The following is a 25,483-nucleotide window of genomic DNA, read 5'->3' on the forward strand; positions in this document are numbered from 1 at the left end:
CTGCCTTATATTTCTATCAATTATATCGGCAGGATAAAAGAATGATTTAGCTCCTGATTAAAGTAAAAGAGGAGACCGATAACGCTTTGCCTGCTGTCAGCAGAGCTCCGGCAGCTTGATGCAGTGTGGCGCCCGTCGTATAAATATCGTCTATTAAAATGACGTTCATACCTTCGGCGGAGTTTTCGGCAGCTGAAAACTTTTTTTCTGCGGAGAGCCTTTCTGTTTTGCTCTTTTTGGATTGTTTTTCATTGTTCAGTCGGATGAGGGGGGAAATGACGGGCATTCCGAGCAGCGAGGCCAGCAGCTCGGATTGATTAAATCCGCGCTCCGCCAGCCGTTCGGGGCTCAGCGGAATAGGGACGAGGATATGTGTATTTGCCGGATATGCCGCTTTAAAGCCGGCAGTAAAATCACGTTCAAATGTTTGAATGATTTTCGTATCACCCCTGAATTTAAACCGGGCCAATGAGTCCTTCATTGCATCATTATACAAAAAAACCGAACGGTTCTGCCGCAACAAAAAGCGCTGTTCCGTTTTTGATTCCCGCGCCATGCAGTCAGCGCATTTTTTGTTTGACTGCTGAGGCCTTCCGCATAAACTGCACACGGGGCCTTCGATTTTTTCAAATTGATTGCTGCATGCGCTGCATACCTCTTGCTCCGGCGCCAGAGAAAATAGAGAACTCCAAGTCAGTGATCTTGACATTGGTGAGTCACACAATAAACAATTCAGAGAAATTACGCTCCTTCCCGAGTCTCACAGAACTCGCTGGGATTAACCGAAACAATCGCCGCTGATTCAGCAAGAATGACAAGCAGCGCCGTATTTTTCTGTTTATCAACCATCTCTGCTTTTGCGTAAGCAACTTTCTTTTTATCAGTAACATATGCCGGTTCAGCCCGGTTTAATGAAAGTGCCAGTACATCATTTTTGCATACCCGGCATGTGCATTTCATATGAAGCTGAGGTATATAGCGGTCGAGAAGTTCCTTTAATACGATTTCTTTAGAATTGACAAGCATGTTGACAGCTCCTCATAGGAAAAGTATGAGTATACTGTATCACGTTTTCTGAAATTAACTAGTCCAACAATTTATTTTTTTGTGCCAATTTGTTCATATATTCTATATGTTTTTTTGCTTTCTTCATACCGTTTGTCATTCCGAAATGAAACATGACGACATCACCGCTGAAATGTTTATAATGCCTGCCCGTTCTGCCTGCAATCTGTACGAGTGCGCTCTCAGTAAAGATAGGTGCTTCTGCGCCGAGGACACAAGTCTGGACTTTAGGTACGGTAACCCCTCTTTCTAAAATCGTAGTCGTTACCAGCAGGTCAAACCGTCCCTCTCTGAACCGTTTCACTTTATCCTTTCTGCATGTGTCTTCCGCATGCACGCCTTCTGCACGGATGTTTAATTTCTGAAAATAATCCGTTGTCTTTCTTAATATATGTACAGACGGAACGAATAAGAAAACCGGCAGTCGTGATTGAAGTTTTTGCCGGACCCAATCCGTTACAGAACGCGGCAGTTTTCCTTTCTCAAGCTTCTTCTTCCAATTGCCGCACCACAAAAAACGCGGCTCCGGGAGCGGTTTCCGATGATATCTGGCCGGTATGCGAACGCTTTTCAGCAAACCGGCCTCAGCCCTCTTTTTTAATGTGTCTGAAGGAGTTGCCGTTACATAAACTAGGGCGCTGTTTTTCTTTCTGGCTTTATCAACCGCAAATCTTAATGTCTCATCAGCTGAAAAAGGAAAAGCATCTACTTCATCTATTATCATTACATCAAAAATATCTCGATAGCGCATCAGCTGGTGAGCGGTTGAGATCATTAGCGGAGTCAAGCTGCCTTTGTCCTCACTGCCGCCGTACAAAGCAGAAACTTCGACTTTCTCAAATGCTTTTTTCAGTCTCGGCAGCAGTTCAAGTACGACATCTGTACGCGGAGTCGCGACACAGACGCGCAAGCCGTGATTCAGCGCAAACTCTATACCCGGAAACAGCATCTCTGTTTTCCCTGATCCGCAAACCGCCCATACCAGCAGCTCTTGTTTCTCTTTTATCGCTTCTATAAGCGCTTCCGCCGCCTGCTTCTGTCCGTCTGTCAGTGTTCCTTCCCAAGAAAGCTTGATAGGCTCCCAGCTGTTTTCAGCCGCTAGATTCCAAGAGTATAATGACGTCAGTTCATCAGCCCTTCCCATTACGACACAGGAACGGCAATAGGTAATATGTCTTTTGGCAGAGGGCGCCCAAAATACCGCAAAGCGGGCTTGGTCAGACTGGCCGCATCGGCGGCAGACATAACGGTTTTTCCGGCGGATGACTGACGGCTCGGCCGTTATATATTCTTTTTCTATAAAACGCTTGATGCACTGATCAGAAAACGGAATCTCAGATCTCAATAAATGCCTGCCGTAAAAGAAATCCCGCACCTTCGAAAATTCTGAAGCACCTACGGACATCTCTCAGCCTCCTTTCTGCTCAAAGTATGCCTGCCGGGAAACTTTTTGTCGAATTACGAAAATAAGAAAATAAAAAATCTCCGCCCTTGAAAACGGAGATTTGCACTTAGTTTTTAAAACACCAGCCGATTCCGATGGCGCCTTCGCCCAAATGGGTTCCGATCACAGCTCCGAAATAGCTGTTATAGAATTCGACATGAGGATATTTACCGCTTAATTCTTGAATAATTTCAGCAGCTTCTTCTTCCCTGTTTGCATGAATGACAGCGGCCCGCATCGGGATTCCTTTACTTGCATCCTCGGCAAACAGCTCCAAAATTCTAGAAATCGCTTTTTTGCGTGTCCGAATCTTCTCAAAAGGAACAATTAGCTTATTGTCAAAATGAAGAATAGGCTTTACCTTTAACAGACCGCCGATAAAAGCCTGAGCACTGCTTAGACGCCCGCCCCGCTGCAGATGTGATAAATCGTCCACCATAAAATAAGCACGGACTGTTTTTTTCATTTCTTCCAGCTCTTTTATAATCTCTTCCGGAGAGTCAACTCCGTCTTTAATAAGCTGTGCAGCTTTTAATGCATAAAAACCTTGCGCTAAACAGCTGATTTCTGAATCAAAAGGATAAACTTTAATATGATCAACCATAGCGTTTGCCGAAGCGGCGCTGTTATAAGTTCCGCTGATTCCGCTGGACAAATGTATGCTTATGACTGCATCATATGTTTTGCCCAGCTCTTCGTACAATGCGATTAATTCACCGAAAGAAGGCTGGGACGTAGTCGGCAGCTCATCATGATTTTTCACTTCTTTATAAAAGCTTCTCCAGTCGAGTTCTGTTTCTTCTCGGAATGTTTTTTCACCGAAAACCACTTGAAGAGGGATCATATGAATATGATGTTCTTCTCTCATCTCTATCGGAATATATGCTGTACTGTCTGTTACAACTGCAATATTCATCACTTTACCTGCCTTATTAAGTACTTAATACGTATTTTAATAGATATGTAGCCGTAAAAAAAGACTTGCCATAATAGGCAAGTCTTCTCACACAGACTAACGCATCTCTACCCAGCCGTTTTTAATGGCTACGACAACAGCTTGTGTCCGGTCATTAACGTTCATTTTCTGCAAAATATTACTCACGTGGTTTTTCACTGTTTTCTCACTGATAAACAATGATTCACCGATTCCGCGGTTGCTTTTTCCGTCTGCAAGCATTTGCAGCACTTCACATTCCCGTCTCGTTAATATATGTAATGGTCTCCGAATTTCCGGATAAACCTCATGCTGAGGGTGAGCAGAAACTCCGCTTGTCGCAAGACGGCGGAATTCGTTGACAAGATTGTGGGTTACTTTCGGGTGAAGGTAAGAACCGCCCTCGGCTACCACTTTCACTGCCTCGATTAAAGTATCCGCGTCCATCTCTTTCAGGAGATAGCCTCTTGCACCTGTTTTTAAAGCATGAGTCACATAGTTTTCATCATCATGGATGGAGAGGATAATTACCTTAGATTCAGGGTACAGCTCAACAAGCTGCTTAGTAGCCTCTACTCCATTTACATTCGGCATATTGATATCCATTATGACGACATCGGGATGATAATGCTCGACGATACGAGCCGCTTCATCTCCATCGTCACCTTCTGCTACCACTTCAAAGGTAGGTTCAAAATCCAATATTCTTTTTACACCCTCACGGAATAGTTGATGGTCGTCGATAATAACAATATTTACTTTAGTCACACGCTACGCCTCCTTATCCTATTGTTCTATATACGCCGCTGTTCGGTCAATATGTCTTTTGGCTCTATTTAACAAATTATAGGCCGAGAGATAAAGGAACCTTAATCATGATAAATGTCCCAAGACCTAGTTTAGAGTCTATCGTTATCGTTCCTTCGAGCAGATCTACTCTTTCTTTCATTCCCAGCAAGCCGAATGACTTGTTTTTCTTTTGTTTAGCTTCCTTGATATCAAAGCCTTTTCCGTTGTCCTTAATAATAAGAACCACAAAATCAGCAGTTACTTCCACTTTTACTGTAATTTCCTCTGATTCTGAATGCTTCAGCGCATTTGTGACGGCTTCCTGAGCGAGACGGAAAAGCGCCACTTCAAATTGCGGGGCAAGCCTTTTGTTCTCCGTGTCTCCGATGCACTGAAAATGTATTTTCACCTTTCCGTTGTATTCTTCAGTTGTATAAAGATATTTTCTCAGTGTCGGAATCAGCCCGAGATCGTCCAATGCCATCGGTCTTAAATCATATATAATCCTTCTGACTTCGTAAAGAGCATTCCGCACATTCTGGCGAAGATTTCTGATTTCCTGAAAGCCGTCCTCCGTGCCGCGGTCGCGGAAGATCCGTTCTATCAATTCCGATCTCATCATAACATTTGCCAGCATTTGAGCCGGACCGTCATGAATTTCTCTGGAAACTCTTTTTCTTTCTTCCTCCTGGGCTTCGATAATTCTTAAACCGAAATCTTGTTTAGCCTGCGCATCGGCAAGCAGAAGCCCTACTTGGCGAAGGTCTTGATTCAGGTAATTCAGAACGACGGTTATTTGGCTGACCAATGATTCTGACCGTTCAATGATTTCCTGAAGCCCCAAAAGGCGGCGTTCTAAATCATCTCTGCGCTCCCGCAGCTGCTTTTCACGCTGCTGGATCATCGTCAGTTCCACTTGAAGTTTGTGCGCCTTTTCATAGGCGTTGCGAATTTCTTCTTCGCTGAACTTATGGAAATTTCCGCTTACTTCCGACAAGCGGTTTCTTGCATGCCGGGTATGTACTTCGAGTTTGTCGCCCAGCTCAATGACTTCGTACACCTGCTGTTTGATCTGTTTGAGTTCTTCGACCAGCTGCTCATATTGCTGGCGCGACTGCTCTCCGATTTGAAAAACCTCGTCCTTACTCCCGTCCACGGTTTTCAGCATTTTCATAAGTATAGAATCCAAAACTTTGGAGTCCATCTTCGATTTATTCATCAGTCTCCCTCCGTAACGGTGTTGTTATGTATTTTTATTATAAATGTAATTGAACTGCAATTTGTGTCGAATTATAATGAAAGAATGCGTATATTCTAGAAAAAAACATTTTTATATAGTATCTTACTCTTTCATAATACCAAAATATGCGCAAAAATTCTAAAGTCTGTTCGAATTTGTAGAAACAAGTCTTTTAATGCTTGTCAGGAGGGTCCAGCAATCATGCTGCACAGCTATTTAACTGTTAAAGAAACAGGTGAACATGAGATTGTGATCGAAAAATCACGTTTTATCTGCCACCTGAGCCGTGCCGCTTCTGAATCGGAAGCGCAGGAATTTATACAAAAGATCAAAAAACAGCACTGGAATGCGACTCATAACTGCTCAGCTTATCTGATCGGAGAAACGGATCAGATACAAAAGGCGAATGATGACGGTGAACCAAGCGGCACAGCCGGCGTACCCATGCTGGAAGTGCTGAAAAAACGCGGCCTGAAAGATACCTGCGCGGTGGTTACCCGGTATTTCGGCGGAATAAAGCTCGGAGCAGGCGGATTGATTCGCGCATACGGGAAGTCAGTTTCTGAGGGGTTAAATCATATAGGAGTTACGGAACGGAAGCTGATGCGGATTATGCATACATCGGCAGATTATACGTGGCTCGGCAAGATAGAGAATGAACTGAGAGAATCAGTTTTTTTACTGAAGGAGATCCATTATGCGGATCATGTCGAATTTGAAACATACGTTGAAGAAAAAGACAAAGAAGCGTTTATAAAATGGATGACAGAGCTGACGAACGGCAAAAGTATTAATACAGAGGGAGAACTGACGTATTTAGAAACAGACGTCAGCCCTAAAGGAGACTAATGTAATGGCTGAACGTGTAAGAGTACGTGTTCGAAAGAAAAAGAAAAACAAACGAAAGATTATTTTCAAACGGATTTTGCTGCTGCTTACCCTCGTTTTGTTAGTTGCTGCCGGGTTTGGCGGGTACAAAGTATACAAAACGATCAATGCGGCAGATAATGCATATGATGCCCTTTCCCGCGGAGATAAATCAAAACTGCGGGATGAAGTCATCGATATGAAGAAAAAACCGTTCTCCATTTTGTTTATGGGGATCGAAAATTATGCCACAAGCGGAAAAGGCGGACGATCAGATTCTCTTATTGTTGTTACCCTTGATCCGAGAAATAAAACAATGAAAATGCTGAGTATTCCGCGTGATACGCGGGTGACGCTTGCCGGCGATACAACCGGTAAAAAGTCAAAAATCAATGCGGCTTTTGCTAAAGGCGGAGCGGATGAAACCGTCTCAACTGTAGAAGACTTATTAGGCATACCGATTGATAAGTATGTCACTGTCGATTTTAACGGTTTTAAGGATGTTATTGATGAAGTCGGCGGAGTCAATGTAAAGGTGCCATTTGATTTCGACGAGATGAGTGACGTCAGTAAAAAGAAACGGATCTACTTCAAGAAAGGAAACATGCATTTGAACGGTGAACAGGCTCTGGCTTACGCGCGGATGAGAAAGCAGGATAAGCGCGGAGACTTCGGCCGTAATGACCGCCAAAAGCAGATCCTAAACGCACTGATCGACCAAATGTCTAAGGCTGGAAATATTGCTAAGATCGATAAAATCGCTGAAACAGCGAGCAATAACGTACAAACGAATATCCGCATCACTGAAGGACTCGCCCTTCAGCAGATTTACAGCGGCTTTACCAGCAAAAAGATTGATACACTGACCATAACAGGAACAGATTTATATTTAGGCGGAGGCGGAACCGCGTCTACGGGCGGAACGTATTATTTCCAACCGGACCCCGCCAATCTCGAAAAAGTACGGCAAACCTTGCAGAAGCATTTAGATTATCCGGCCGGAAGCAGCACTGCGGCCGATCCTGCTTCTGACAGCACCGGAACAGACGGTACGACGGATTCAACTTCCGGCGGCACAGGAGCAGACGGTACGACGGATTCAACTTCCGGCGGCACAGGAACAGACGGCACCACTGATTCGAATTCCGGCGGCACAGGGACCGGCGGCACGACCGATTCAACCAACGGTACTGCGGGTGCAAACGGAACGGACAGCACACAGCCCGGCAACACAAATTCAAGCGGCACAACAGGCTATTAACAGAAAACCCGATCCTTTGAGAAGGATCGGGTTTTTCTATATAATTAAGAGAATAGCAGAAACAAAGAAAAAGCAGACCATTTGCATGATCTGCTCTTTTTAATTCTTCTTTACCAATCTCTTGTAAAACTTGGTAAATGGTTTAAATTGTTCATTTACTAACCCTGTGACCTCTGCTATGATTTGCATAAATACAATCAATACAAAAATAATAAACAGCGAAAGCCATATGGTCGCGCTTTTCAGCAGGATGGCACTGATGCTGAAAATAAAGCCGATTAAATAAATGATGATGACAGCCGTGCGGTGTGAAAGCCCGAAGGCCATCAGCCGGTGGTGTATATGTGACTTATCAGGCGCTGAAATCGGCTGTTTGTTTAGTATCCGTCTGATGACAGCGAACGTCGTATCAAAAATCGGCACGCCCAAAATAATGATCGGAATGATGATACTGAATAAAGTCACGCTTTTATAAAGACCTAATAATGAGAGTACTGAAATGACGTATCCGAGAAAGAGCGATCCGGTATCTCCCATAAATATTTTTGCCGGGTGAAAATTATAAAATAAAAATCCGAGTGTGCTTCCTATCACAACGAGAGAAAGTGACAGGATAAGGATTTTGCCTCCGGATAACGCCATTACTGCGATGGTGGACAGTCCGATGACCGACAGACCGGCAGCGAGACCGTCCAAACCGTCAATCAGGTTCATCGCGTTCGTGATACCGACGATCCATAACACAGTCAGCGGGTAAGCGACCCATCCCAATTCTAAACGTTCCGTTAAAAACGGCACGGAGAAAAAGTCCATTTTCAGTCCCGTGCTCACAATCATAATGGCTACGGCTAACTGGACGAAAAACTTTACCTTTGCGCTTAATTGGTATTTATCATCAAGAATTCCTAAAATAACAATAATAAACGCGCCCACCGTGATGGCGGTCATCTTCGTTTCATTATATATGCCGGCCGCGAGCACACCCGCCGCTACGCCGATAAAAATGGCCAATCCGCCCATACGGGGCATTATTTTATCATGTACTTTTCGGTTGCTGGGCTGGTCAACTGCACCTATTTTGATCGCAATTTTTTTTACGATAGGAGTTAGGATTAAAACCGTTAGCAGAGAGACAAAAAACGCAACAACTATGCGAAACATGCGTTCGTCAAGCATAAAGAAGTCTCCTTTGGAATTATATGAAGTCTTTTCTGATATTGAACCGTTCCTTCCATTATAATTCTTACTAGTTATTATAACAAGCATCATCAAAAAGAAACACGCAAATCAAAAAATGCGCTTTCCCTTTTAATGGGAGTGCGCATTTTTCATGATTCCCGTGCATTCGAGCATATGGCCGAATAAAACATTCCAATCCCGTCTTCGGGCCAATTCACGGCGCAATGCCTCGTAAGATCCGCCGCGATCCGCTGCCAAGAGCGATTCACAGGCTGCGATGAAATCTGCGGGGTCGCTGCCTTCAACGTATTCATAAACATAAGGCCTTTTGATTTTGGCCGTAGAAGCAAGGTTGCAGCCGACAACCGGTTTGCCGGCAGCTAAAAATTCAAAAAGCTTGAGCGGAAATACCGCGTCATTATAAGGCGAATTTTTATAAGGCATAATGCCGATGTCGACGAGCTGCATATAGGACGGCACTTCATTCGGCGCAGCAGGTCCCGACCAGATGACATTCGGCCGCTTCAGAAGCGACTTGAAATCCGGCTCATCCTCAGCCGTGTTCGGACCTACCAATAAAATCGTCCAATCCGGCCGTAAATCTGCCGTTTCCGCTAAAAGCGCGAAATCGAGCTTCGGTTTGATGCCGCCGATAAAACCGAGAACCGGCCCATTTCTTCCCTGTAAAATGTCTTCATCCGGGTGTTTATTTTCCTGTGAAAACAGGTCATATTCCACTCCGTTTTCAATGGTGAAGACCTTCTGGCGCGGGTTCTCCAGCTTTTTTCCGACCTCCTGATGAAGACAGTCAGATGTGCACGTAATGGAATCGGCACGCTGAATGATTCTCATTTCCGCCTGTTTTATGATATTTCTTCTGATATTTGACAGCACACCGGCACGTCCGCTGATCGGAGCCGCCCACAGATCACTGCAATCGTAAATCACTTCATCCCAAGGAAACAGTTCTGACAGAAGCGGAAAACCGGGGAAGGTGTACCATAAGCAGCAGCGGGCCCCTTCTCTTTCTTCCTTCAGCACGTTCAGCAATGGTGAAAGCTTATTCCTGTAGCAAAAATCTGTATACCTGCCGAAGCGGAAAGCTTTCTGCTTCAGGAGATCCTTTACTGCGAACTGCCGGATTCCCTCGGCAATCCCAGTCATTTGCCCGTCATTTGCGCGCGGGGACGGACATACCCAAATGACGCTTTTCGTTTCTTTTTGCCTGGCGAGAAATTCAGCCAGCCGGTGCCGTCTGTATCTCAGCCGGTCATGACCCCATTCCGCCGCTCCGACGATTACGTGAATAATCGGTTCCACCTTCATCACCCAGCTCCTCTAACGCCTACAGTCTTTTCATGACCGCGTTTTTCGCATATTGCATAAAACACCACGAAGCCTTGATAAAGTGCAGGCGCTCAATTTCTCTATAAACAAACCATGTTTTTTTGGCGGCTTTCCACTTGTTGCTTGAAATTGAATTCTGCACAAGCCTGTATTCTGAAAGGCACTCATTCAGGCCGTAAGCTGTAAATCCCCTTTTCAGAAGGGACAGCCATGTCGCCAAATCCTGCCGCGTTCTGATATCAGGCATTTGAATCTGCCCCGTCTGTTCTCTGTCAATCATGACCGTTAAACATCCGATAATCGTGTTTTTTAAAGCTTCATCATAGGACAGGCTTTCAGGCGCTTGAATCGTTTTGTCCGTCGGCGTTCCGTCCTGCTCCATGACGCTGTAGCCCGTGAATGAAAATGCACAGGACCGCTCTGACATAAACGCCAGCTGTTTTTGAAGCTTTTCCTTTTTCCATCTGTCATCGCTGTCCAAAAATGCGACATAACGCCCCTTGGCATGCTCGAGGGCTGTATTTCTGGCAGCCGCGGCTCCCCGGTTTTTGTCTAAATAAACGACGCGGATCCGCTCATCCTTTTGTTCATATTGCCGTAAAATATCTCTCGTTCCGTCCGTTGAACAATCATCCGCGATAATCATCTCCCAATGCGGGTGGCTTTGGTGTAAAACGGATTGAATCGTGTCTTCGATATATTCACTTGCATTATAAGACGGTGTAATGACAGATACGAAAGGTTTCCAGTTTGTCATGGTCACATCTCCATCGCAGATTTTTAAAAGGACTCTCTAAAAAACTCAGGAATGACAATGAACATAAATGCAACTGCAATGCCGATCAAAACGCCCAGAACCGCTTTCTTTTTCGGCGGCATGCCCTGTCCCGCCGTTTCACTCACCGGCTCTGAATTAATGACGCCGGCAGCTTTCAGGTTCAGCTGTGTGTTTTTCAATTCGTATAAAAATCTTTCCTTATCCACTTTGGCATCCGCGCTGACGGTTTCTCCCTGAAGCGCGTCAATACTCTGACGAACCACTTTTGCCCGTTTTTCAAACAGCTCCTGATCATTCTTCAGAAAAGTCTTTATGACAGCCTGAAACACCGATTCGGCCTCCTGTTTGTCTTGGTCGCTGTAACTGACCGTGATCAATGAATCTGACTGTGTTTCGACAGTCAGTTTACTTTTTACGGCTGTTCTTTCTTCGTCTGTTTTTTCAGGCAGAGCCTGCTTTAAAAAAGTATCGCTCGTCAAAAGGAGCGGAATTTCTTTTGTGTTGTTATAAAGCGGATGATCATAATTTCCCGCGGCGATCGCGGCTGCCGATGTGAAACTGCTGGTTCCGGTGATTTTTGACGGCAATAGATAACCGGCCGCCCCTAGGACAACGGGCAGCGCAATGATCCAAATGATATTCTTTTTGATACGCCGGGTTAATCTTGTCAACATATCCTTCATCTCGCATCTCCCTGTTTTTCATAGTACGCCGTAACGGCAGGCTCCTTTTGTAAACGCCTCAGAATATTGACCGCCGCAATCACGAGTGAGAGAAATACCCAGTGAAAAAATAAATTTGATACGGAGCTTGGGCTGATGCTGCTTACCAAAAAACCGGCCATCGCCGTGATAAGTCCTTCTGTGATCAGTCTTGACTGATTTTCCGTTTTTCTTTCATGCCATTTATAAAGTGTCCAAAAAAGGAACAAGTAGACTGTCAGATAGCCGAGCATCGTAAGCACGCCGAAGTTAGCCATAATCTCGACGAGCCAGTTGTGCACTTCAGCTACGCCGCCCGTATCATACACGGGCTCAGCTTTTAAATAGTACGAGACGTTTCCCGCACCCACTCCGAACCCCCAGGAATCAATCACGTAGTGAAAGGCGTTCTTTAAAAGATTCGCCCGCGCGAGGTTCGATGGAAGCGGGTGCTGTCCCGGCATCGCCTGCGGAGCTGAAAAGAGATTCAAGAAGGCATTGGTGATACGGCCCGCAAATAAAAGCGCAAAGAGCGCAGCACCCGCCCCCGCAGCGTACAGCGCGAGTTTTTTCAGCAGGGAAGGCAGCAGGATGAAGACGTATACAGCCGCCCCCGCGCATATGCCCAGCAAACTCGCGCGCGAACCGGTCAAAATGATTAAATACAAAGCGCAGATCGCAAAGAGCAGGCTGACGGCCTTCACATAACCGTTTTTCATATTTTTCACCGCCGCCGCGTACAGAAAGAAACTGATGCATAAAAACGTCGCGAAATCATTTTGATTAAAGAAAACGGACGTCGGATAATGCTGTTTGTACTGCGGCCCGTTATAAAGCGTGGAGCTCGGCAGATGGTGATGTGTAAAATGATTGTAAAAGCCGATCGCCATCACAAAAATGGTCATCACAAGCCATATGCCGTAAAAAACCATCAGCTGATCAAGGCGCTGAATAAACATGACGACGAGATAAATCAAAAACATGCCCATCGCCATTAAAGCTAAATATTTAATCCCGTACGTCACGGATTTTGCCCACAATAGCGATATGAGACCGTATGTAAACCATAAGGCGAAAAACATCAGAACCCCTTTTACATTCACCCGATTCCATCTGTCAATATGATGCCGGTTTGTCAGGATGCCGGCGATGTGAAGGGCGCCCGCCCCGATTAATAACAGCCGGTATATAAATAAGCTGAAAAAACCGAGATGGATGGCAAAGAAGGCCTGATTCAGAAATGTACACGCGATCAGTATATAAATGAGCCCCATAAACATCCGGCCGTTTGTTGTAAAGGCGGATATCAAAGCAAGTCCGGCAATACCGATCATGGCGGCAAGCAGCAGCACGGTGAATTTTCCAAAACCGGCATCCGCTCTGACCGCCTCCAGCATGATGAATACTCCTGTAATGACAGCGGCAAGCAGCACTAGAACATGTGCCGCTGAACGTTTGATACTCACATGGCAAACCCCTTTCCAAAACCGGCAGCCGAGCCGGGCTGCCGAGAGCCTGAAAACAAATCTTTTTCTATCTTGCCAATTCTTTTATTTGCCGGTCGGCATGAACCGCGGGACGTCCGACGGAATGATAAGTGAATCCTGAAACCCTCATATATTCCAGCGGGAATATATTTCTGCCGTCAATGATGACCGGCCGTTTGAGCAGCTGCTTCGCCCTCTGAAGATCCATCTCCTTGACTTCCGGCCAATCAGTTGTAATCAGGCATGCGTCCGCGTTTTCGATGGCACTGTACAGCTCTGTGTGATATTCAATGCCGCCGTCTCCTAATACAGCAGACGCTTCGGGAATCGCGATCGGATCATACGCTTTCACGTGAGCGCCCTGCTCTTTAAGACTTGAGATGATATCAAGAGCCGGGGCGGAGCGGACGTCATTTGTGTGCGGTTTAAAAGCCAGCCCCAGTACGGCCACGGTTTTCCCCTTTACCGGACCGATGACGCGGTTCAATTTTTCCGTAATGCGTAGCCGCTGCTTTTGATTGGTTTCAATGACTGCTTCCATCATTTGAAACGGATAGCCTGCGGCGTTTGCGATATGCAATAAAGCGGTTGTATCTTTCGGAAAGCAGGAGCCTCCGAACCCAATACCCGCCTGCAGAAATTTATTCCCGATGCGGCTGTCTAGGCCGACGCCTTCTGACACGTGAGAAATGTCCGCCCCGACACGTTCGCAAATATTGGCGATATCGTTAATAAAGGATATTTTTGCGGCTAAAAAAGCATTTGCGGCATACTTAATCATTTCCGCGCTTTCAAGATTGGTCTTTACGATTTTTGTACGGAACGGCTTATGAAGCTCTTCAATAACCGAAGCGGCATGTTCGCTTGTGGCGCCGATGACCGCCCGCTCCATTTCCATCGTATCCCGCACTGCCGAGCCTTCGCGGAGGAATTCAGGATTTGACACGACATCAAACGGATGGTTTCCCTTCGACGCTTCGCTGACGATTTGGTAAACGAGCTTCCCCGTCCCGACCGGAACGGTGCTTTTGTTGACAATGATTTTGTATCCGTTCAGCTGTTCTCCGATTGTCTGCGCCGCTGCCTTAATATAGGTCAGATCGGCTTCACCCGTATTTGACATCGGCGTCCCGACGGCGATATAGATGATATCAGCGGCTTTCACAGCCGACTCAATTTCAGCCGTAAAGGATAAACGCCCGGCACTGACATTTTTTTCAGCTAATTCCTCAAGCCCCGGTTCATATATCGGGATGACTCCGTTTTGCAAGCTTCTGATTTTCGCTTCATTGATGTCGCAGCAAGTCACATGATTGCCGATTTCCGCAAAACAAGTTCCAGATACAAGACCTACATACCCTGTTCCTAATACAGCGATTTTTTTCACAGCTTCATCCCTCTTTCGAAAGGTTCTCCTCTTGCCCGGCCCGGTTCATTACGGTCCGGTATTTCTCTTTCAGCGCTTTCGCGTTTTGGCTTGCGTCAAAATACGTGCGGACGGTTTGATAAAGTTCATCGGCAGTTTGCGGCGTCCAAGCCGCTCCTTCATCATATTGCCGAATGGATTCCGCCAGCGTTTCGGGTGAACCCGGTCTGATCAGCAAACGCCGGTATTTACCGAATAATGAAGCGACACCCCCGACATCGGTGCAAATCACCGGCACCTTCAGAGCGAGCGCCTCAATGACCACAGTCGGCATACCTTCACTGTAGGACGGCAGCGCCATGATATCCGACGCCAGCAGATAATCCTGTATCTTGTCATTCGGCACTTGCCCCGTTACGATGTGAGCGGCTTCCCGCAATGAGGATTTGGCGGGTCCGTCACCGACAAATACGGCTTCAAATCTTTGGTCCAATGACTGAACGGCTTTTGATAAGTCGAAAACACCTTTTTCTTTGACAAGCCTGCCGATAAACACGATCAGCTTTTTATCAGAAGGAAGACCTAGCCGTTTTCTGATGGCTTCTTTCGTCTCATTCCTTTTTTGGAAGGCGTCAATCGTGATGCCGATCGGGAGCACGCTGCAATCCGCTTCGCTGAGCTTTTTCATTTGTTCCCGCAGACTGCCGCTGACGGCATAAATATCAGCAGCCTCCCGGACCGCAAGTGTAAATGCGCGATGAGCGCTTTTGCTGTAATGCGGATAGACATTGACATCACTGCCATGCAATGTCAGAACATACGGAATTCCCAAGGCCTTTGAGACAATGGCGGCCGCTCCTCCTGACGGCATGGCGAAATGCGCGTGAATCAGATCGGGCTTCAGGCCGTGCTTTTTGATCGCGGAAAGAACCGATGCCGCCATTCTTTTATGCGGCTGCGCCCATTTCAGCTGCCCGGGAACCGCCCGATAAAACGGCCGGTGGACGGACACGCCTTTCCGCCATTCATGCGCAGGCCTTATATCCTTTTGCCGATATGTCTTTTTCAGCATCCGGAATGGCGCAGCGAGCTTCGGCCGCGGACAAATGACGGTCATCTCCGCGCCGAGCTTTCTCAGTTCTTGTGCCTGCGTCTCATGAAAAACGCCTTCTCCCGGCTTTTCACTGCTCGGATATACACTTGTCATCCACAATACCTTCATAGCAAACGCCCTTTTCTTAATTTACTTTTCATATGCGGATAAGCTTTTCCTAACAGGAATAAATAGCACAATGCGCCGCAGGCTACTGAGATCGCCAGACGCAGCTTTACATCAAGGCTGATCCGCTCGGTGCCGAAGCTGGCTGTAAAAGCGATGACACCCATTGCCGCCGTAAGCAGAAACGGTTTGGCCACGGCTTTGAAATAAGCCGACAGACGCAGTTTAATGACATATGCCAACAGCCAGCGCCCGATCAGGAAATTCAGGATGCTGATGAAAGCGTACGTCCAGGCTACAGTCAAGAGGCTGCCGGACAGCACGGCGGCGTATAAAGACGCACCATACAGCAGCATCACCCCGGCATCCCAATAAAACGCCAGATCAGCCCGCCCTTTTGCCAGCAGCACTGATCCGTTCGGGTTCATCAGGACCCTTAAAATCCCGACGATGGCGAGAACGTTTAAGACTGGGACAGCCGTAAGCCATTTTTCTCCGAAAACCGAAGCCACGAATGCATCCGATACTGAAACCAAACCGAGCAAAAGCGGAAAAGAAATCAGCGCGAGCATTTTGGTCATATTGAGAAATCCTTCTCTGATGACGCTGTTTTCATGCTTGTTTTTCGCAAAGACGGGAAATGCCACTCTTGTAATGATCGGATTAATCTTTAATACCGGAAGCGTGACGATCTGATAGGCCAAATTGTAAATGCCGAGCGCCTCCGCGCCGATAAAACTGCCGATCAGAATCATATCAATATTCGCCCCGAGCCGGTTCACAAGCCGGGAAGACAGCTGAAAGGCCCCGAAAGAAAAGAAACCTTTCATCCCCTTCAGATCAAAAACAAACGCCGGCCTCCATGTTTTTCTGCAGGATATCCAGTACAGAAGACCTTTTGACGATTGCAGCAGCACCTGAGAAATCACATACGCGAGAATCGGATCGGTATAAAAAACCGCAGCCGCCAAATAAACGAAGGACAGCACATTTGAAAAGATTTCAATCTTGCTTAACGTGTTAAACGCCAGCGCTTTTTGCAGCATATACTGATATTGCTGGCCGATCGGTGCGATTAAAAACATGACGGCCAGCACGCGGATCAAATAGGCAAGCTCCTCCCGCCGATAAAAATCGGCAATGAGCGGACTGCTGAAAAACAGAAGCGCAAACAGCGCAAGTCCCGTTATGATATTCAGCCAGTACAGGGAAGACATCTGTTTTTCAGTTACATGATCTTTTTGAATGAGCGCGGCGCCAAAGCCCATATCAAGCGCAATTTGGGCAAACACCACAACCGTTGTGATCATGCCGACAAGGCCGAATTCAGCCAGTGACATGACCCGCCCGAGCAAGGCGAATTGAACGACTTGAATGACCGTAATACACGCTGTCGAAATACTTGTCCATTTAGCGCCGCGCAAGATTTGATTTGTAATACTAGGCATCGTTTTCCCTACTTTTTTGTCTGCTGACCAGAATTTTCTATCGTGCCCCGTCACCGGTCCAGATCACTTTGCACGTTTTGAGCATAATCTTCAGTTCCAATGAAAAGGTCAGGTTTCGGATATAATATAAGTCAAACATCAGCTTTTCCCTCGGTGTCATGTCATATCCCCCGTTGACCTGCGCCCAGCCGCTTAATCCAGGCTTAACAGCCAGCCGCTCCGTAAATCCGGGAATCTCAGCCTGAAACTGTTCCGTAAAAACGGGCCGTTCGGGACGCGGGCCGATCAGGCTCATTTCTCCCCGCAGCACATTTAACAGCTGCGGCAGCTCATCAATACGGGTCCTTCTGATAAAAGCGCCGACCTTTGTTACGCGGGGGTCCTTTTTCAGCGCCCAGACCGCCCCCGATTTTTCAGCATCTATTTTCATAGAGCGGAGCTTATACAAATAAAACGGCTTCCCGTCTTTGCCTACCCGCTCCTGCTTATAAAAAGCCGGGCCGGGCGACTCCAAACGAATCAGTATGGAGAACAGGCCCATTACCGGGAGTGCCGCCAAAAGCCCCGCAAGCGCAAACACAATGTCCATGAATCGCAATAACGGGCCGTTCTTTCCGTTACGGCAGCGGAAGTCCCCTGCCGCACTGCATAGTTATTATTTACATTCATGCTTTTCTCTGCTCCCACTGACACACACCTCACGATTTGTTGGGATGTTTGATGACCTATGCCGTGAGTTTAGCAGATGGATGTTAATTGGAAGTAAAGGAAACGTTAATGTTTATTAGAATGTTTCGATTATTGTTTTTTTATTGTAAATTTATTCATATCCATAAACGGCGGTTACTATAATTAGAAAATGATAATGATGAGCGCGTAACAGCGCAAAAAGCCTGCCGGTCAATTCTGACCGGCAGGCTCCGTACAAAAATATATAAAAGGTTTACTTATAATAAGACACGATTCCATCATTGATGGCTGCAGCTGTCTTTTCCTTATAAGATGCTTGTTTTAATTTACTTGCATCAGACGGATTCGTAATAAAAGCCGTCTCTACCAATACACTAGGCATTTTGGAATATTTAATGACATAGAATGGAGCCGTTTTAACCCCTCTGTCTCTTGTTGATAATGCATTAACAACCTTGGGCTGAATTTGTTCAGCCAGGCGTTTGCTTGCAGCAGCTTGATATGTCTCATCATAGTAGGTCTCAGTTCCGTTTGCAGAAGTCGCGTCATTTGCATTGCCGTGAACACTGATGAATAAATCAGCTCCTGCGGTTGCGCCTTTATTTACCCTTTCCTGCAGGGAATAAAATGTATCATTGGACCTCGTCATGACCGGAAGAGCACCTGAAGCATTTAATTTTGTATTCAGCCTTTTACCGATATCAAGGTTGACGTCTTTTTCTAAAATTCCGTTACCTATAGAACCGGAATCTTGATCTCCATGACCGGGATCAATTAAAATTGTTTTTCCCGATACTGGATTTTTCAGCTGATTGGCTACATTTGAGCTGACAGCCGGGGTGTTCCCGATAATGGTAAAACTGCTTAATTTTTTTCTTCCTATAATTACTCTTGTCTCTTTTGAGAGATTGCTTCCGTTTGTCAGAATGATAGATTGTTTTTTCTTTGCAGCAAGCGCGGCCCCCGCTATTGAGTCTGCATATCCGAAACCATTGCTGACAAATACATTGCCTGTCGGAAGATTTAACTGCTGAACTAAATTGGCCGCAAGTTCATATCGGTTGCTTCCGCTGATTCTTTTTGGAGAAGGAAGTTTATTAAAGACTGAAGCATTTATGCTCCCGGTTCCCCCTGCTACAATAGAGCTTTTGATTCCCTTGCTTTTTATAGCTCCTGCTGTCGCGCTGTTAATATCTGTTTGATTCGTAAATAAAATTGGATATCCGTTCATTGCGGCATATGGAATTGCAGCGATTGCATCAGCATATAAAAATCCGTTTGCAATAACTGCTTTTGAAGCGGCAGGCATTTCCTTTGCTACTTTAGCTGCCGTATCATATCGGTTGCTTCCTGAAATTCTCTTAACACTGATGCCGAGCGCTTTGATTTGATTTGCTGTATTTGCTGATACAGCAGGCGTGCCTCCGACGATAATGACCGTTTTTGTTTTTAATTCTTTCAGACGGGTTTTCGTCTCTGATGACAAATTATCTTTGTTTGTGTAAAGCAGCGGAGCATTTTTTTGATATGCCATAGGCGCGGCGGATATAGCATCTGCATACGATCCTCCGCCGACGACAACAGCTGTACTCGCTGTTGAATACACCTGCTTGGAAAGTGCAGCAGCCGTACCGTACCTGTTGCTTCCCCCTACTCTTTTAACCGCGTTGTCAGCTAAAGCTGACGGGATAAATAAGATGAGTCCCAGCATAGAAATTATCAGGACTTTAAGATAAGAACGCAATTGCCTTCCTCCTGCTCTCTTTTATTTAATAGTCAGTCAATGTTGTGCCCGGGTAATAAAATTTTAAAATCGAACTATATGAATCTCCTGATTCCGCCCTTGCCTTAGCGCCGTATTGGCTCATGCCGATACCGTGCCCGTATCCCTTTCCGGTGATTGTAAAAGCCGAGCCGTTTTGGCTGACAGTCACATAAGTGCTTTTAAATACGGAGGCTCCGATCATCGTCCTCAATTCAGTCACCGGCACAGTCATTGCAGCCGTTTTATTTGCCTCGTAATTTCCATTGTTATTTTTGACAGCGTAATTTACTTTCAAAGTTGCTGTTTTGGCCCGCTGTCCTTTAGTTGTTCCGCTGAATGTAAAATCTTCTATTTTTATAATTTTAATGGCGGAAGCGCCAGTTTCCTTATTTTTTAAAAGCCAATTTTTAATACCGCTCAGTTGAGCTGCATTTGTCTCATTCTTCGAAGCAAACCAAGATGCCGGCTGATTTACATTAATTGAATCTGTGTTGATTTGCTGCTTAGAAAGTGTCAGACTCCAGGCCGTTTGAGGATCTTTTGTGTCTTTTTTTGCAGTTAAATAAGGAACGCTTGAACCCCATACTTCGTCGCTTGATTCTGTATAACCGCCATTACTCGATGAATAAGATGCCGTAATTAAATTTCCGTTGTAAGTCAGCACTTTATTTTTCGTCTGCTGCACCGCTTTAGTTGTATTGGCGTTCCAGCTGTACCCGCCATATACTTGAAAAGCAGTAGTATCAGCTACAGTGCTCCCGGTCTTCGTAATTGAGTATGTTCTTGCCGCAACTGTTTGCGCCTTGAGTGCTTCAAGAGACCAGCTTGCGGGCATTTCATTCGGTACGACACCTTTCAAATAATCTTCAAAAGGAATATTTTCATTTACAGGTCTGATATATTTGCCTGACTCTATTGAAAAATTAATCGTCCCTAAGTATTCTTTTCCATTTAAACTTATCCGGTTGGATTCATTGTATGTTTCCGGTTTTATTCTCAGAGAATTCCCGTATGTTTTAATATGATTAAGACTTAACTTTCCATTATTGATTTGTAAGTTATATGTGCTTCCGCCGGCTAAGTAAAAATGATTTGAAAGCTCATTTTCAACTCCGGCGGAAATTGAGCTTGTACTTCCGATAAAGTCGTATGCATACGACGCCTTCTCTTTTGTCACTGATTTAGCTGCTGAAGGAACATTATCTTGTTTGATATATAAAATTTGACTGCCTTTTTTGGCAGCTAGAGAAGCACCCACCAGAACATCAGCATATTTAGTTCCATTAGTCATGACGACTTTATCAGCCTTCAACTTTAGCTGATTAATGATATTAGCAGTCAATTCATACCTCGTTGACCCGGGTATGCGCTGCACAGTTGAAGTTTTTTTAATTTGATTTTCTACTGCATCACTCACGCTGAACGAACTCCCGATAATTAAGACTTGCTTCGGAAGGTCATAATCCGGCAATTTATCCTTTTCAGTCAGTAATATGGGATAGCCGTTTGCAGCGGCATACGGAGCTATGGCTAAAGCGTCTTGAAAAACATTCCCTGTTACAACAATTGCTTTATCATAATTGCCCATTTGTTTTGCAATGTTTTCAGAAAGAACATAACGATTTTTCCCGCTGATTCTTTTCACAGCTGCATAAGACTTAAGCTTATTTTCAACGTCCTTCGAGATGCTTTTAGCCCCGCCGATGACCAGGATATTATCGGGGTTGAACTTAGCAATCTGTTTTTCTGTTGTTTTGGTCAGAGTGTCCGGCTGTGTAAATAACACTGGTGCATCCAATTTTTTCGCCAAAGGAATTACAGGTAATGCATCGATAAAAACATCACGATTGACAAGAATAACTGTTTTAGGGTTCGTCCATTGGGAGTCAGATGCCAGAGCCGCCGTCTCATATCGCGATGCTCCCGAAAAACGGTCGGTTACAGCTACGTGATCACCAGTAACCTGATAAAACCCTGTTGGAGATAAAGAAATACTTGATTGATTTCCTATGTAATTTGTCAGCTTTACTGAGATTTCGGAATCTGCCGCAAAGGTAACCGCAGGTATGAACAGTAAAACAACAGCTAGAGTCAGTCCTATTAAATGTTTGCAAGTTTTCAAGATTACAGCGTCCTCCTATTTCTTAATTTGCCGGTTCAATATCCTTCAGCACAAGCTGTCCTTTGCTATTTTTTTGATATTTTACTGTCACTTTTTCGCCATTATTTAAATTCTTCACATCATCCGCTGATTCTTCAGTGATATCAAAACTTACCGGTTCATGATCGACAGTAACTTCTATTGTATGAGTATCCGCCAGCCCTACATAAGTGCCCTCTTTCGTTACCAGCTTTTCACCTGCATCCTCGCCTTGGGATTTTTCATTGGTAACTCCGCACCCGGCTAGAAGCAGTATAAAGAACAAACATCCAAAAATTTTTTTCATTTTTTTCACCTCATTATGGATTATCGACAATATATTATCTATTTTAAAGAAAAATTAAGAAACATTGAAACTTTTTTCGATAATATTCGACTATATTAGGATTTAATGTATTTATTATATAATCTTGTATTTGCTGGAAGTCCAATTTTCAATTAAAACAGATGGGGTGTATTGAGATGAGAAGTAAACGAAGAAAAAAGAAAAAGACTTTGTTACTGGTCTTTCTGACAATCATCGGCATTTTTATTTTAGTTTCCGGCGGCTTTACATACTATCTATGGCATAAAGCGGCATCAACTGTCGCAAGCATTCACGAAGACATTAACAAATCGAATAAACGCAGTACTGAGGTAAAAATAAATAAACACGAACCGTTCTCTGTCTTAATCATGGGCGTAGATGAACGTAAAAATGATAAAGGTAGGGCCGACTCGCTCATTTACCTTACAGTCAATCCAAAGACAAAAACAACGGACATGGTCAGTATTCCGCGAGACACATATACAAAAATTATCGGCAAAGGCACGATGGATAAAATCAATCATTCATACGCATTCGGCGGTACACAAATGGCAGTAGATACGGTGGAGAATTTCTTGGACCTTCCTGTAGATTACTTCATTAAAGTAAACATGGAAAGCTTTAAAGCTGTCGTTGACACTTTAGGCGGCATCACTGTCAACAGTACATTCGCTTTCAACTATGACGGTTATTCCTTCAGCAAAGGCAATATTTCATTAAACGGTGATGAAGCCCTCGCCTACTCACGAATGCGAAAAGAAGATCCTAAAGGAGACTTCGGCCGTCAAGACAGACAGCGGCAGATTATAGAGGGTATTATCAATAAAGGGGCAAATATCTCTTCTGTCACGAAATTCGGAGATATGTTTAAAGTGGTAGAGAACAATGTAAAAACGAATTTAACTTTTGATGATATGTGGGATATTCAATCCGGTTATAAAGATGCCCGCAAGAAAGTGATTCAGCATGAATTGAAGGGTGACGGCACCAAAATTAACGGAATTTACTATTACAAAGCAGATGAAAACGGACTTGCTTCTATTACAAAAGAATTAAAAAGCAGTCTCAACCTTTAATTAATGAAGAAAAAGCAGCTTCGCATACTTATGCGGAGCTGCTTCCTTGTTACACCTCAAATGAATCAGGACGCTCTGAACGCAGTCCGAATTGATAGAGCAGCCCCTCAGCAATCCTTCTTGATGCCATACCATCTCCATAGGGATTAGATGCCCGCGACATTTTTTCATATTCTTGTTTATCAGTTATCAGCTGTTTTGTCAGCTGATAAATCGTTTCTTCATCAGTACCGGCTAATTTCAGCGTGCCCGCCTCCACTCCTTCGGGCCGTTCAGTAGTATCGCGTAATACGAGAACCGGCTTTCCTAAGGAAGGAGCTTCCTCCTGAACGCCTCCTGAATCAGTTAAAATGAAATACGACCTTGACGCAAAATTGTGGAAATCAATCACTTCAAGAGGTTCAATCAAATGGACACGCTTCGAATCACCAAAGTGCTTATCAGCAGCTTCACGTACAGCCGGATTCAAGTGTACCGGATAAACGACTTGAACATCGCTGAACTCGTCTGCGATCCGGCGGATGGCTTTAAACATATGTTCCATAGGCTGACCTAAATTTTCCCTGCGGTGCGCCGTCAGTAAAATCATTCTGTCATTGCCGATTGTTTCAAACATCCTGTGTGAATATTCAGAGTGAACCGTTGTATTCAGAGCATCAATCGCTGTATTTCCGGTAACAAAAATTGAGCTTTCTTTTTTATTCTCATTCAGTAAATTTTGCTTCGCTTGCTGTGTCGGAGCAAAGTGGATATCAGCAAGCGCTCCGGTCATTTGACGGTTCAGTTCTTCCGGAAACGGAGAATATTTGTTGCCCGTCCGCAATCCGGCCTCTACGTGACCGACTGCAATCTGATGATAAAAAGCTGCAAGGCTTCCGGCAAAGGTGGTTGTCGTATCACCGTGAACAAGAACAATATCAGGCTTGATTTCCTTAAACAGACCGTCCAGTTTCACCAAGGCGTTTGAAGTGATTTCGGCCAGCGTCTGCCGTTCTTTCATAATATTCAGATCGAAATCAGGCTTAATACGAAATGCGTGGAGAACTTGATCCAGCATTTGTCTGTGCTGGGCAGTTACAGTGACATATGATTCAATTTCAGGGTATTTTTTTAATTCAAGCACAAGGGGCGCCATTTTTATCGCTTCAGGCCTTGTACCGAATACCGTCATGACTTTAAGTTTTTTCATGTCTATTTCTCCTGTATCTGGTTTGTGTCATTTTTCATTATCAATCCATTTTACACGATATGATCCGCGGGTTAAATATCTTGTATTATTTTCCCCTAATTGAAAAAGGATATATCATTAAGGCTTTGCGGATAAAACTTGTTTAATAATGGTTTATCTTATATCATTAAAAGTGTTAAAAATGAAATATCGGGTATACAGAAAATATCAGCAAGCCTGAGTCTGTATAAATATCATAACTTATCATTTAAGTGACGCTAAGGAAGGTGCTTTAAATTGAAAAAAGTACGCAAAGCCATAATCCCCGCTGCAGGTTTAGGGACACGCTTTCTGCCGGCAACTAAAGCCATGCCGAAAGAGATGCTTCCGATTGTAGACAAACCAACTATTCAATACATAATTGAAGAAGCGGTAGAAGCGGGTATTGAAGACATTATTATTGTTACGGGAAAAAGCAAGAGAGCAATTGAAGATCATTTTGATTATTCACCAGAGCTCGAAAGAAACCTAGAGGAAAAAGGAAAGATTGAACTCTTAGAAAAAGTCCGAAAAGCCTCTAACCTTGCTGACATTCATTATATCCGGCAAAAGGAGCCAAAAGGTCTTGGACATGCCGTTTGGTGCGCACGTAATTTTATCGGTGACGAGCCATTCGCCGTCCTTCTCGGAGATGATATCGTTCAAGCAGAGAAACCAGGACTTCGTCAGCTGATGGATGAATATGAAAAAACACTTTCTTCTATTATAGGGGTTCAGCAAGTGCCTGAGGAAGAAACCCATCGATACGGAATTATTGATCCGCTGACAAGTGAAGGCCGCAGATATCAGGTGAAGAACTTTGTTGAAAAGCCGCCGCAAGGGACTGCTCCGTCCAACCTTGCAATACTGGGACGTTATGTCTTCACTCCTGAAATCTTCATGTATCTTGAAGAACAGCAAATTGGTGCCGGAGGAGAAATTCAGCTTACAGACGCTATTCAAAGACTGAATGAAATCCAACGGGTTTTTGCCTACGATTTTGAGGGCAAAAGATATGATGTTGGTGAAAAACTAGGCTTTATTACCACTACATTAGAATTTGCGATGCAGGATCATGAACTGCGTGATCATCTCATTCCTTTCATGGAAGACCTGTTAAGAAAAGATGAATTATAAGAGAAAAAAGCTGTT

Annotated in this window: 22 protein-coding genes and 1 pseudogene; 4 read left to right on the plus strand and 19 right to left on the minus strand. The window is 44.7% G+C overall.

Annotated features, from left to right (window positions below):
• Positions 1-46: 46 nt before the first annotated feature.
• From ACW5MY_RS16880 to degS, 6 genes are all read right to left on the minus strand, one after another.
• Positions 47-736, minus strand: coding sequence for a double zinc ribbon domain-containing protein (locus tag ACW5MY_RS16880; RefSeq protein ID WP_434534080.1), 690 nt, complete (start codon positions 734-736; stop codon positions 47-49).
• Positions 737-741: 5 nt separating this feature from the next.
• Entirely contained in the window at positions 742-1,026 is a 285-nt protein-coding gene (gene comFB / locus ACW5MY_RS16885; protein WP_013353784.1) for a late competence protein ComFB, read from the minus strand.
• A 58-nt stretch (positions 1,027-1,084) separates the two neighbouring features.
• Positions 1,085-2,470 (minus strand): DEAD/DEAH box helicase, encoded by a 1,386-nt coding sequence (locus ACW5MY_RS16890; RefSeq protein WP_289393955.1) that lies wholly within the window; start codon positions 2,468-2,470, stop codon positions 1,085-1,087.
• 106 nt (positions 2,471-2,576) lie between these two features.
• The gene (locus ACW5MY_RS16895) at positions 2,577-3,425 is read right to left on the minus strand and encodes a DegV family protein (protein ID WP_013353786.1); all 849 of its coding nucleotides are present in this window, start codon (positions 3,423-3,425) and stop codon (positions 2,577-2,579) included.
• Between the two features lie 96 nt (positions 3,426-3,521).
• The gene (degU, locus tag ACW5MY_RS16900; protein ID WP_003219701.1) at positions 3,522-4,211 is read right to left on the minus strand and encodes a two-component system response regulator DegU; all 690 of its coding nucleotides are present in this window, start codon (positions 4,209-4,211) and stop codon (positions 3,522-3,524) included.
• Positions 4,212-4,287: 76 nt separating this feature from the next.
• Complete coding sequence (gene degS, locus ACW5MY_RS16905) at positions 4,288-5,451, minus strand: two-component sensor histidine kinase DegS (RefSeq protein ID WP_289393956.1); 1,164 nt, start codon at positions 5,449-5,451, stop codon at positions 4,288-4,290.
• A 222-nt stretch (positions 5,452-5,673) separates the two neighbouring features.
• Between degS and ACW5MY_RS16910 the strand changes: the two genes are divergently transcribed.
• Both ACW5MY_RS16910 and ACW5MY_RS16915 read left to right on the plus strand, forming a co-directional pair.
• A complete protein-coding gene (locus ACW5MY_RS16910) occupies positions 5,674-6,321 on the plus strand; it encodes a YigZ family protein (RefSeq protein WP_013353788.1) in 648 nt (215 codons plus the stop codon).
• A gap of 4 nt (positions 6,322-6,325) precedes the next feature.
• A complete protein-coding gene (locus ACW5MY_RS16915; RefSeq protein WP_013353789.1) occupies positions 6,326-7,600 on the plus strand; it encodes an LCP family protein in 1,275 nt (424 codons plus the stop codon).
• A gap of 99 nt (positions 7,601-7,699) precedes the next feature.
• On the opposite strand, the gene ACW5MY_RS16920 is transcribed toward ACW5MY_RS16915, so the two are convergent.
• From ACW5MY_RS16920 to ACW5MY_RS16975, 12 genes and pseudogenes are all read right to left on the minus strand, one after another.
• Positions 7,700-8,776, minus strand: coding sequence for a glycosyltransferase family 4 protein (locus tag ACW5MY_RS16920; protein WP_013353790.1), 1,077 nt, complete (start codon positions 8,774-8,776; stop codon positions 7,700-7,702).
• Between the two features lie 132 nt (positions 8,777-8,908).
• Positions 8,909-10,105, minus strand: coding sequence for a teichuronic acid biosynthesis protein TuaH (gene tuaH, locus ACW5MY_RS16925; protein WP_013353791.1), 1,197 nt, complete (start codon positions 10,103-10,105; stop codon positions 8,909-8,911).
• Positions 10,106-10,124: 19 nt separating this feature from the next.
• On the minus strand, positions 10,125-10,883 hold the full coding sequence (gene tuaG / locus ACW5MY_RS16930; RefSeq protein ID WP_013353792.1) for a teichuronic acid biosynthesis protein TuaG: 759 nt from the start codon (positions 10,881-10,883) through the stop codon (positions 10,125-10,127).
• 23 nt (positions 10,884-10,906) lie between these two features.
• Positions 10,907-11,587 (minus strand): teichuronic acid biosynthesis protein TuaF, encoded by a 681-nt coding sequence (gene tuaF / locus ACW5MY_RS16935; RefSeq protein ID WP_013353793.1) that lies wholly within the window; start codon positions 11,585-11,587, stop codon positions 10,907-10,909.
• Entirely contained in the window at positions 11,584-13,071 is a 1,488-nt protein-coding gene (gene tuaE / locus ACW5MY_RS16940; protein ID WP_013353794.1) for a teichuronic acid biosynthesis protein TuaE, read from the minus strand. The genes tuaF and tuaE overlap by 4 nt, the downstream gene beginning before the upstream one ends.
• Positions 13,072-13,138: 67 nt before the next feature.
• Positions 13,139-14,479 carry a UDP-glucose 6-dehydrogenase TuaD gene (gene tuaD / locus ACW5MY_RS16945; RefSeq protein ID WP_013353795.1) on the minus strand — a complete coding sequence of 447 codons (1,341 nt, stop codon included), beginning with the start codon at positions 14,477-14,479 and terminating at the stop codon, positions 13,139-13,141.
• 4 nt (positions 14,480-14,483) lie between these two features.
• Entirely contained in the window at positions 14,484-15,680 is a 1,197-nt protein-coding gene (gene tuaC / locus ACW5MY_RS16950) for a teichuronic acid biosynthesis protein TuaC (protein ID WP_013353796.1), read from the minus strand.
• Positions 15,677-17,125 carry a teichuronic acid biosynthesis protein TuaB gene (gene tuaB / locus ACW5MY_RS16955; protein ID WP_013353797.1) on the minus strand — a complete coding sequence of 483 codons (1,449 nt, stop codon included), beginning with the start codon at positions 17,123-17,125 and terminating at the stop codon, positions 15,677-15,679. The genes tuaC and tuaB overlap by 4 nt, the downstream gene beginning before the upstream one ends.
• Positions 17,126-17,162: 37 nt before the next feature.
• Positions 17,163-17,812 (minus strand): annotated as a pseudogene (locus ACW5MY_RS16960) (exopolysaccharide biosynthesis polyprenyl glycosylphosphotransferase).
• 256 nt (positions 17,813-18,068) lie between these two features.
• Entirely contained in the window at positions 18,069-19,559 is a 1,491-nt protein-coding gene (locus ACW5MY_RS16965; protein ID WP_014471098.1) for an N-acetylmuramoyl-L-alanine amidase, read from the minus strand.
• 25 nt (positions 19,560-19,584) lie between these two features.
• Positions 19,585-21,702 (minus strand): SpoIID/LytB domain-containing protein, encoded by a 2,118-nt coding sequence (locus ACW5MY_RS16970; protein ID WP_013353800.1) that lies wholly within the window; start codon positions 21,700-21,702, stop codon positions 19,585-19,587.
• A gap of 22 nt (positions 21,703-21,724) precedes the next feature.
• On the minus strand, positions 21,725-22,027 hold the full coding sequence (locus tag ACW5MY_RS16975) for a membrane protein (RefSeq protein WP_013353801.1): 303 nt from the start codon (positions 22,025-22,027) through the stop codon (positions 21,725-21,727).
• A 176-nt stretch (positions 22,028-22,203) separates the two neighbouring features.
• On the opposite strand from ACW5MY_RS16975, the gene tagU reads away from it, so the two are divergent.
• On the plus strand, positions 22,204-23,124 hold the full coding sequence (tagU, locus tag ACW5MY_RS16980) for a polyisoprenyl-teichoic acid--peptidoglycan teichoic acid transferase TagU (protein ID WP_013353802.1): 921 nt from the start codon (positions 22,204-22,206) through the stop codon (positions 23,122-23,124).
• A gap of 49 nt (positions 23,125-23,173) precedes the next feature.
• Here the strand turns inward: tagU and wecB are convergent, their stop codons facing one another.
• Entirely contained in the window at positions 23,174-24,313 is a 1,140-nt protein-coding gene (gene wecB / locus ACW5MY_RS16985; RefSeq protein ID WP_013353803.1) for a non-hydrolyzing UDP-N-acetylglucosamine 2-epimerase, read from the minus strand.
• 276 nt (positions 24,314-24,589) lie between these two features.
• On the opposite strand from wecB, the gene galU reads away from it, so the two are divergent.
• A complete protein-coding gene (gene galU / locus ACW5MY_RS16990) occupies positions 24,590-25,468 on the plus strand; it encodes a UTP--glucose-1-phosphate uridylyltransferase GalU (protein ID WP_013353804.1) in 879 nt (292 codons plus the stop codon).
• Positions 25,469-25,483: the final 15 nt, after the last annotated feature.

The organism is Bacillus sp. Bwzl_19 (assembly GCF_054900515.1).

Bases quoted from the DNA above. Each gene is read 5' to 3' on its own strand.
- ACW5MY_RS16895 (WP_013353786.1), bottom strand. From the start codon at position 3,425: ATGAATATTGCAGTTGTAACAGACAGTACAGCATATATTCCGATAGAG.
- ACW5MY_RS16975 (WP_013353801.1), bottom strand. From the start codon at position 22,027: ATGAAAAAAATTTTTGGATGTTTGTTCTTTATACTGCTTCTAGCCGGG.
- ACW5MY_RS16920 (WP_013353790.1), bottom strand. From the start codon at position 8,776: ATGCTTGACGAACGCATGTTTCGCATAGTTGTTGCGTTTTTTGTCTCT.
- tuaG (WP_013353792.1), bottom strand. From the start codon at position 10,883: ATGACAAACTGGAAACCTTTCGTATCTGTCATTACACCGTCTTATAAT.
- tuaB (WP_013353797.1), bottom strand. From the start codon at position 17,125: ATGCCTAGTATTACAAATCAAATCTTGCGCGGCGCTAAATGGACAAGT.
- wecB (WP_013353803.1), bottom strand. From the start codon at position 24,313: ATGAAAAAACTTAAAGTCATGACGGTATTCGGTACAAGGCCTGAAGCG.
- tagU (WP_013353802.1), top strand. From the start codon at position 22,204: ATGAGAAGTAAACGAAGAAAAAAGAAAAAGACTTTGTTACTGGTCTTT.
- comFB (WP_013353784.1), bottom strand. From the start codon at position 1,026: ATGCTTGTCAATTCTAAAGAAATCGTATTAAAGGAACTTCTCGACCGC.
- tuaH (WP_013353791.1), bottom strand. From the start codon at position 10,105: ATGAAGGTGGAACCGATTATTCACGTAATCGTCGGAGCGGCGGAATGG.
- degS (WP_289393956.1), bottom strand. From the start codon at position 5,451: ATGAATAAATCGAAGATGGACTCCAAAGTTTTGGATTCTATACTTATG.
- ACW5MY_RS16910 (WP_013353788.1), top strand. From the start codon at position 5,674: ATGCTGCACAGCTATTTAACTGTTAAAGAAACAGGTGAACATGAGATT.
- ACW5MY_RS16890 (WP_289393955.1), bottom strand. From the start codon at position 2,470: ATGTCCGTAGGTGCTTCAGAATTTTCGAAGGTGCGGGATTTCTTTTAC.
- ACW5MY_RS16915 (WP_013353789.1), top strand. From the start codon at position 6,326: ATGGCTGAACGTGTAAGAGTACGTGTTCGAAAGAAAAAGAAAAACAAA.
- tuaF (WP_013353793.1), bottom strand. From the start codon at position 11,587: ATGAAGGATATGTTGACAAGATTAACCCGGCGTATCAAAAAGAATATC.
- tuaC (WP_013353796.1), bottom strand. From the start codon at position 15,680: ATGAAGGTATTGTGGATGACAAGTGTATATCCGAGCAGTGAAAAGCCG.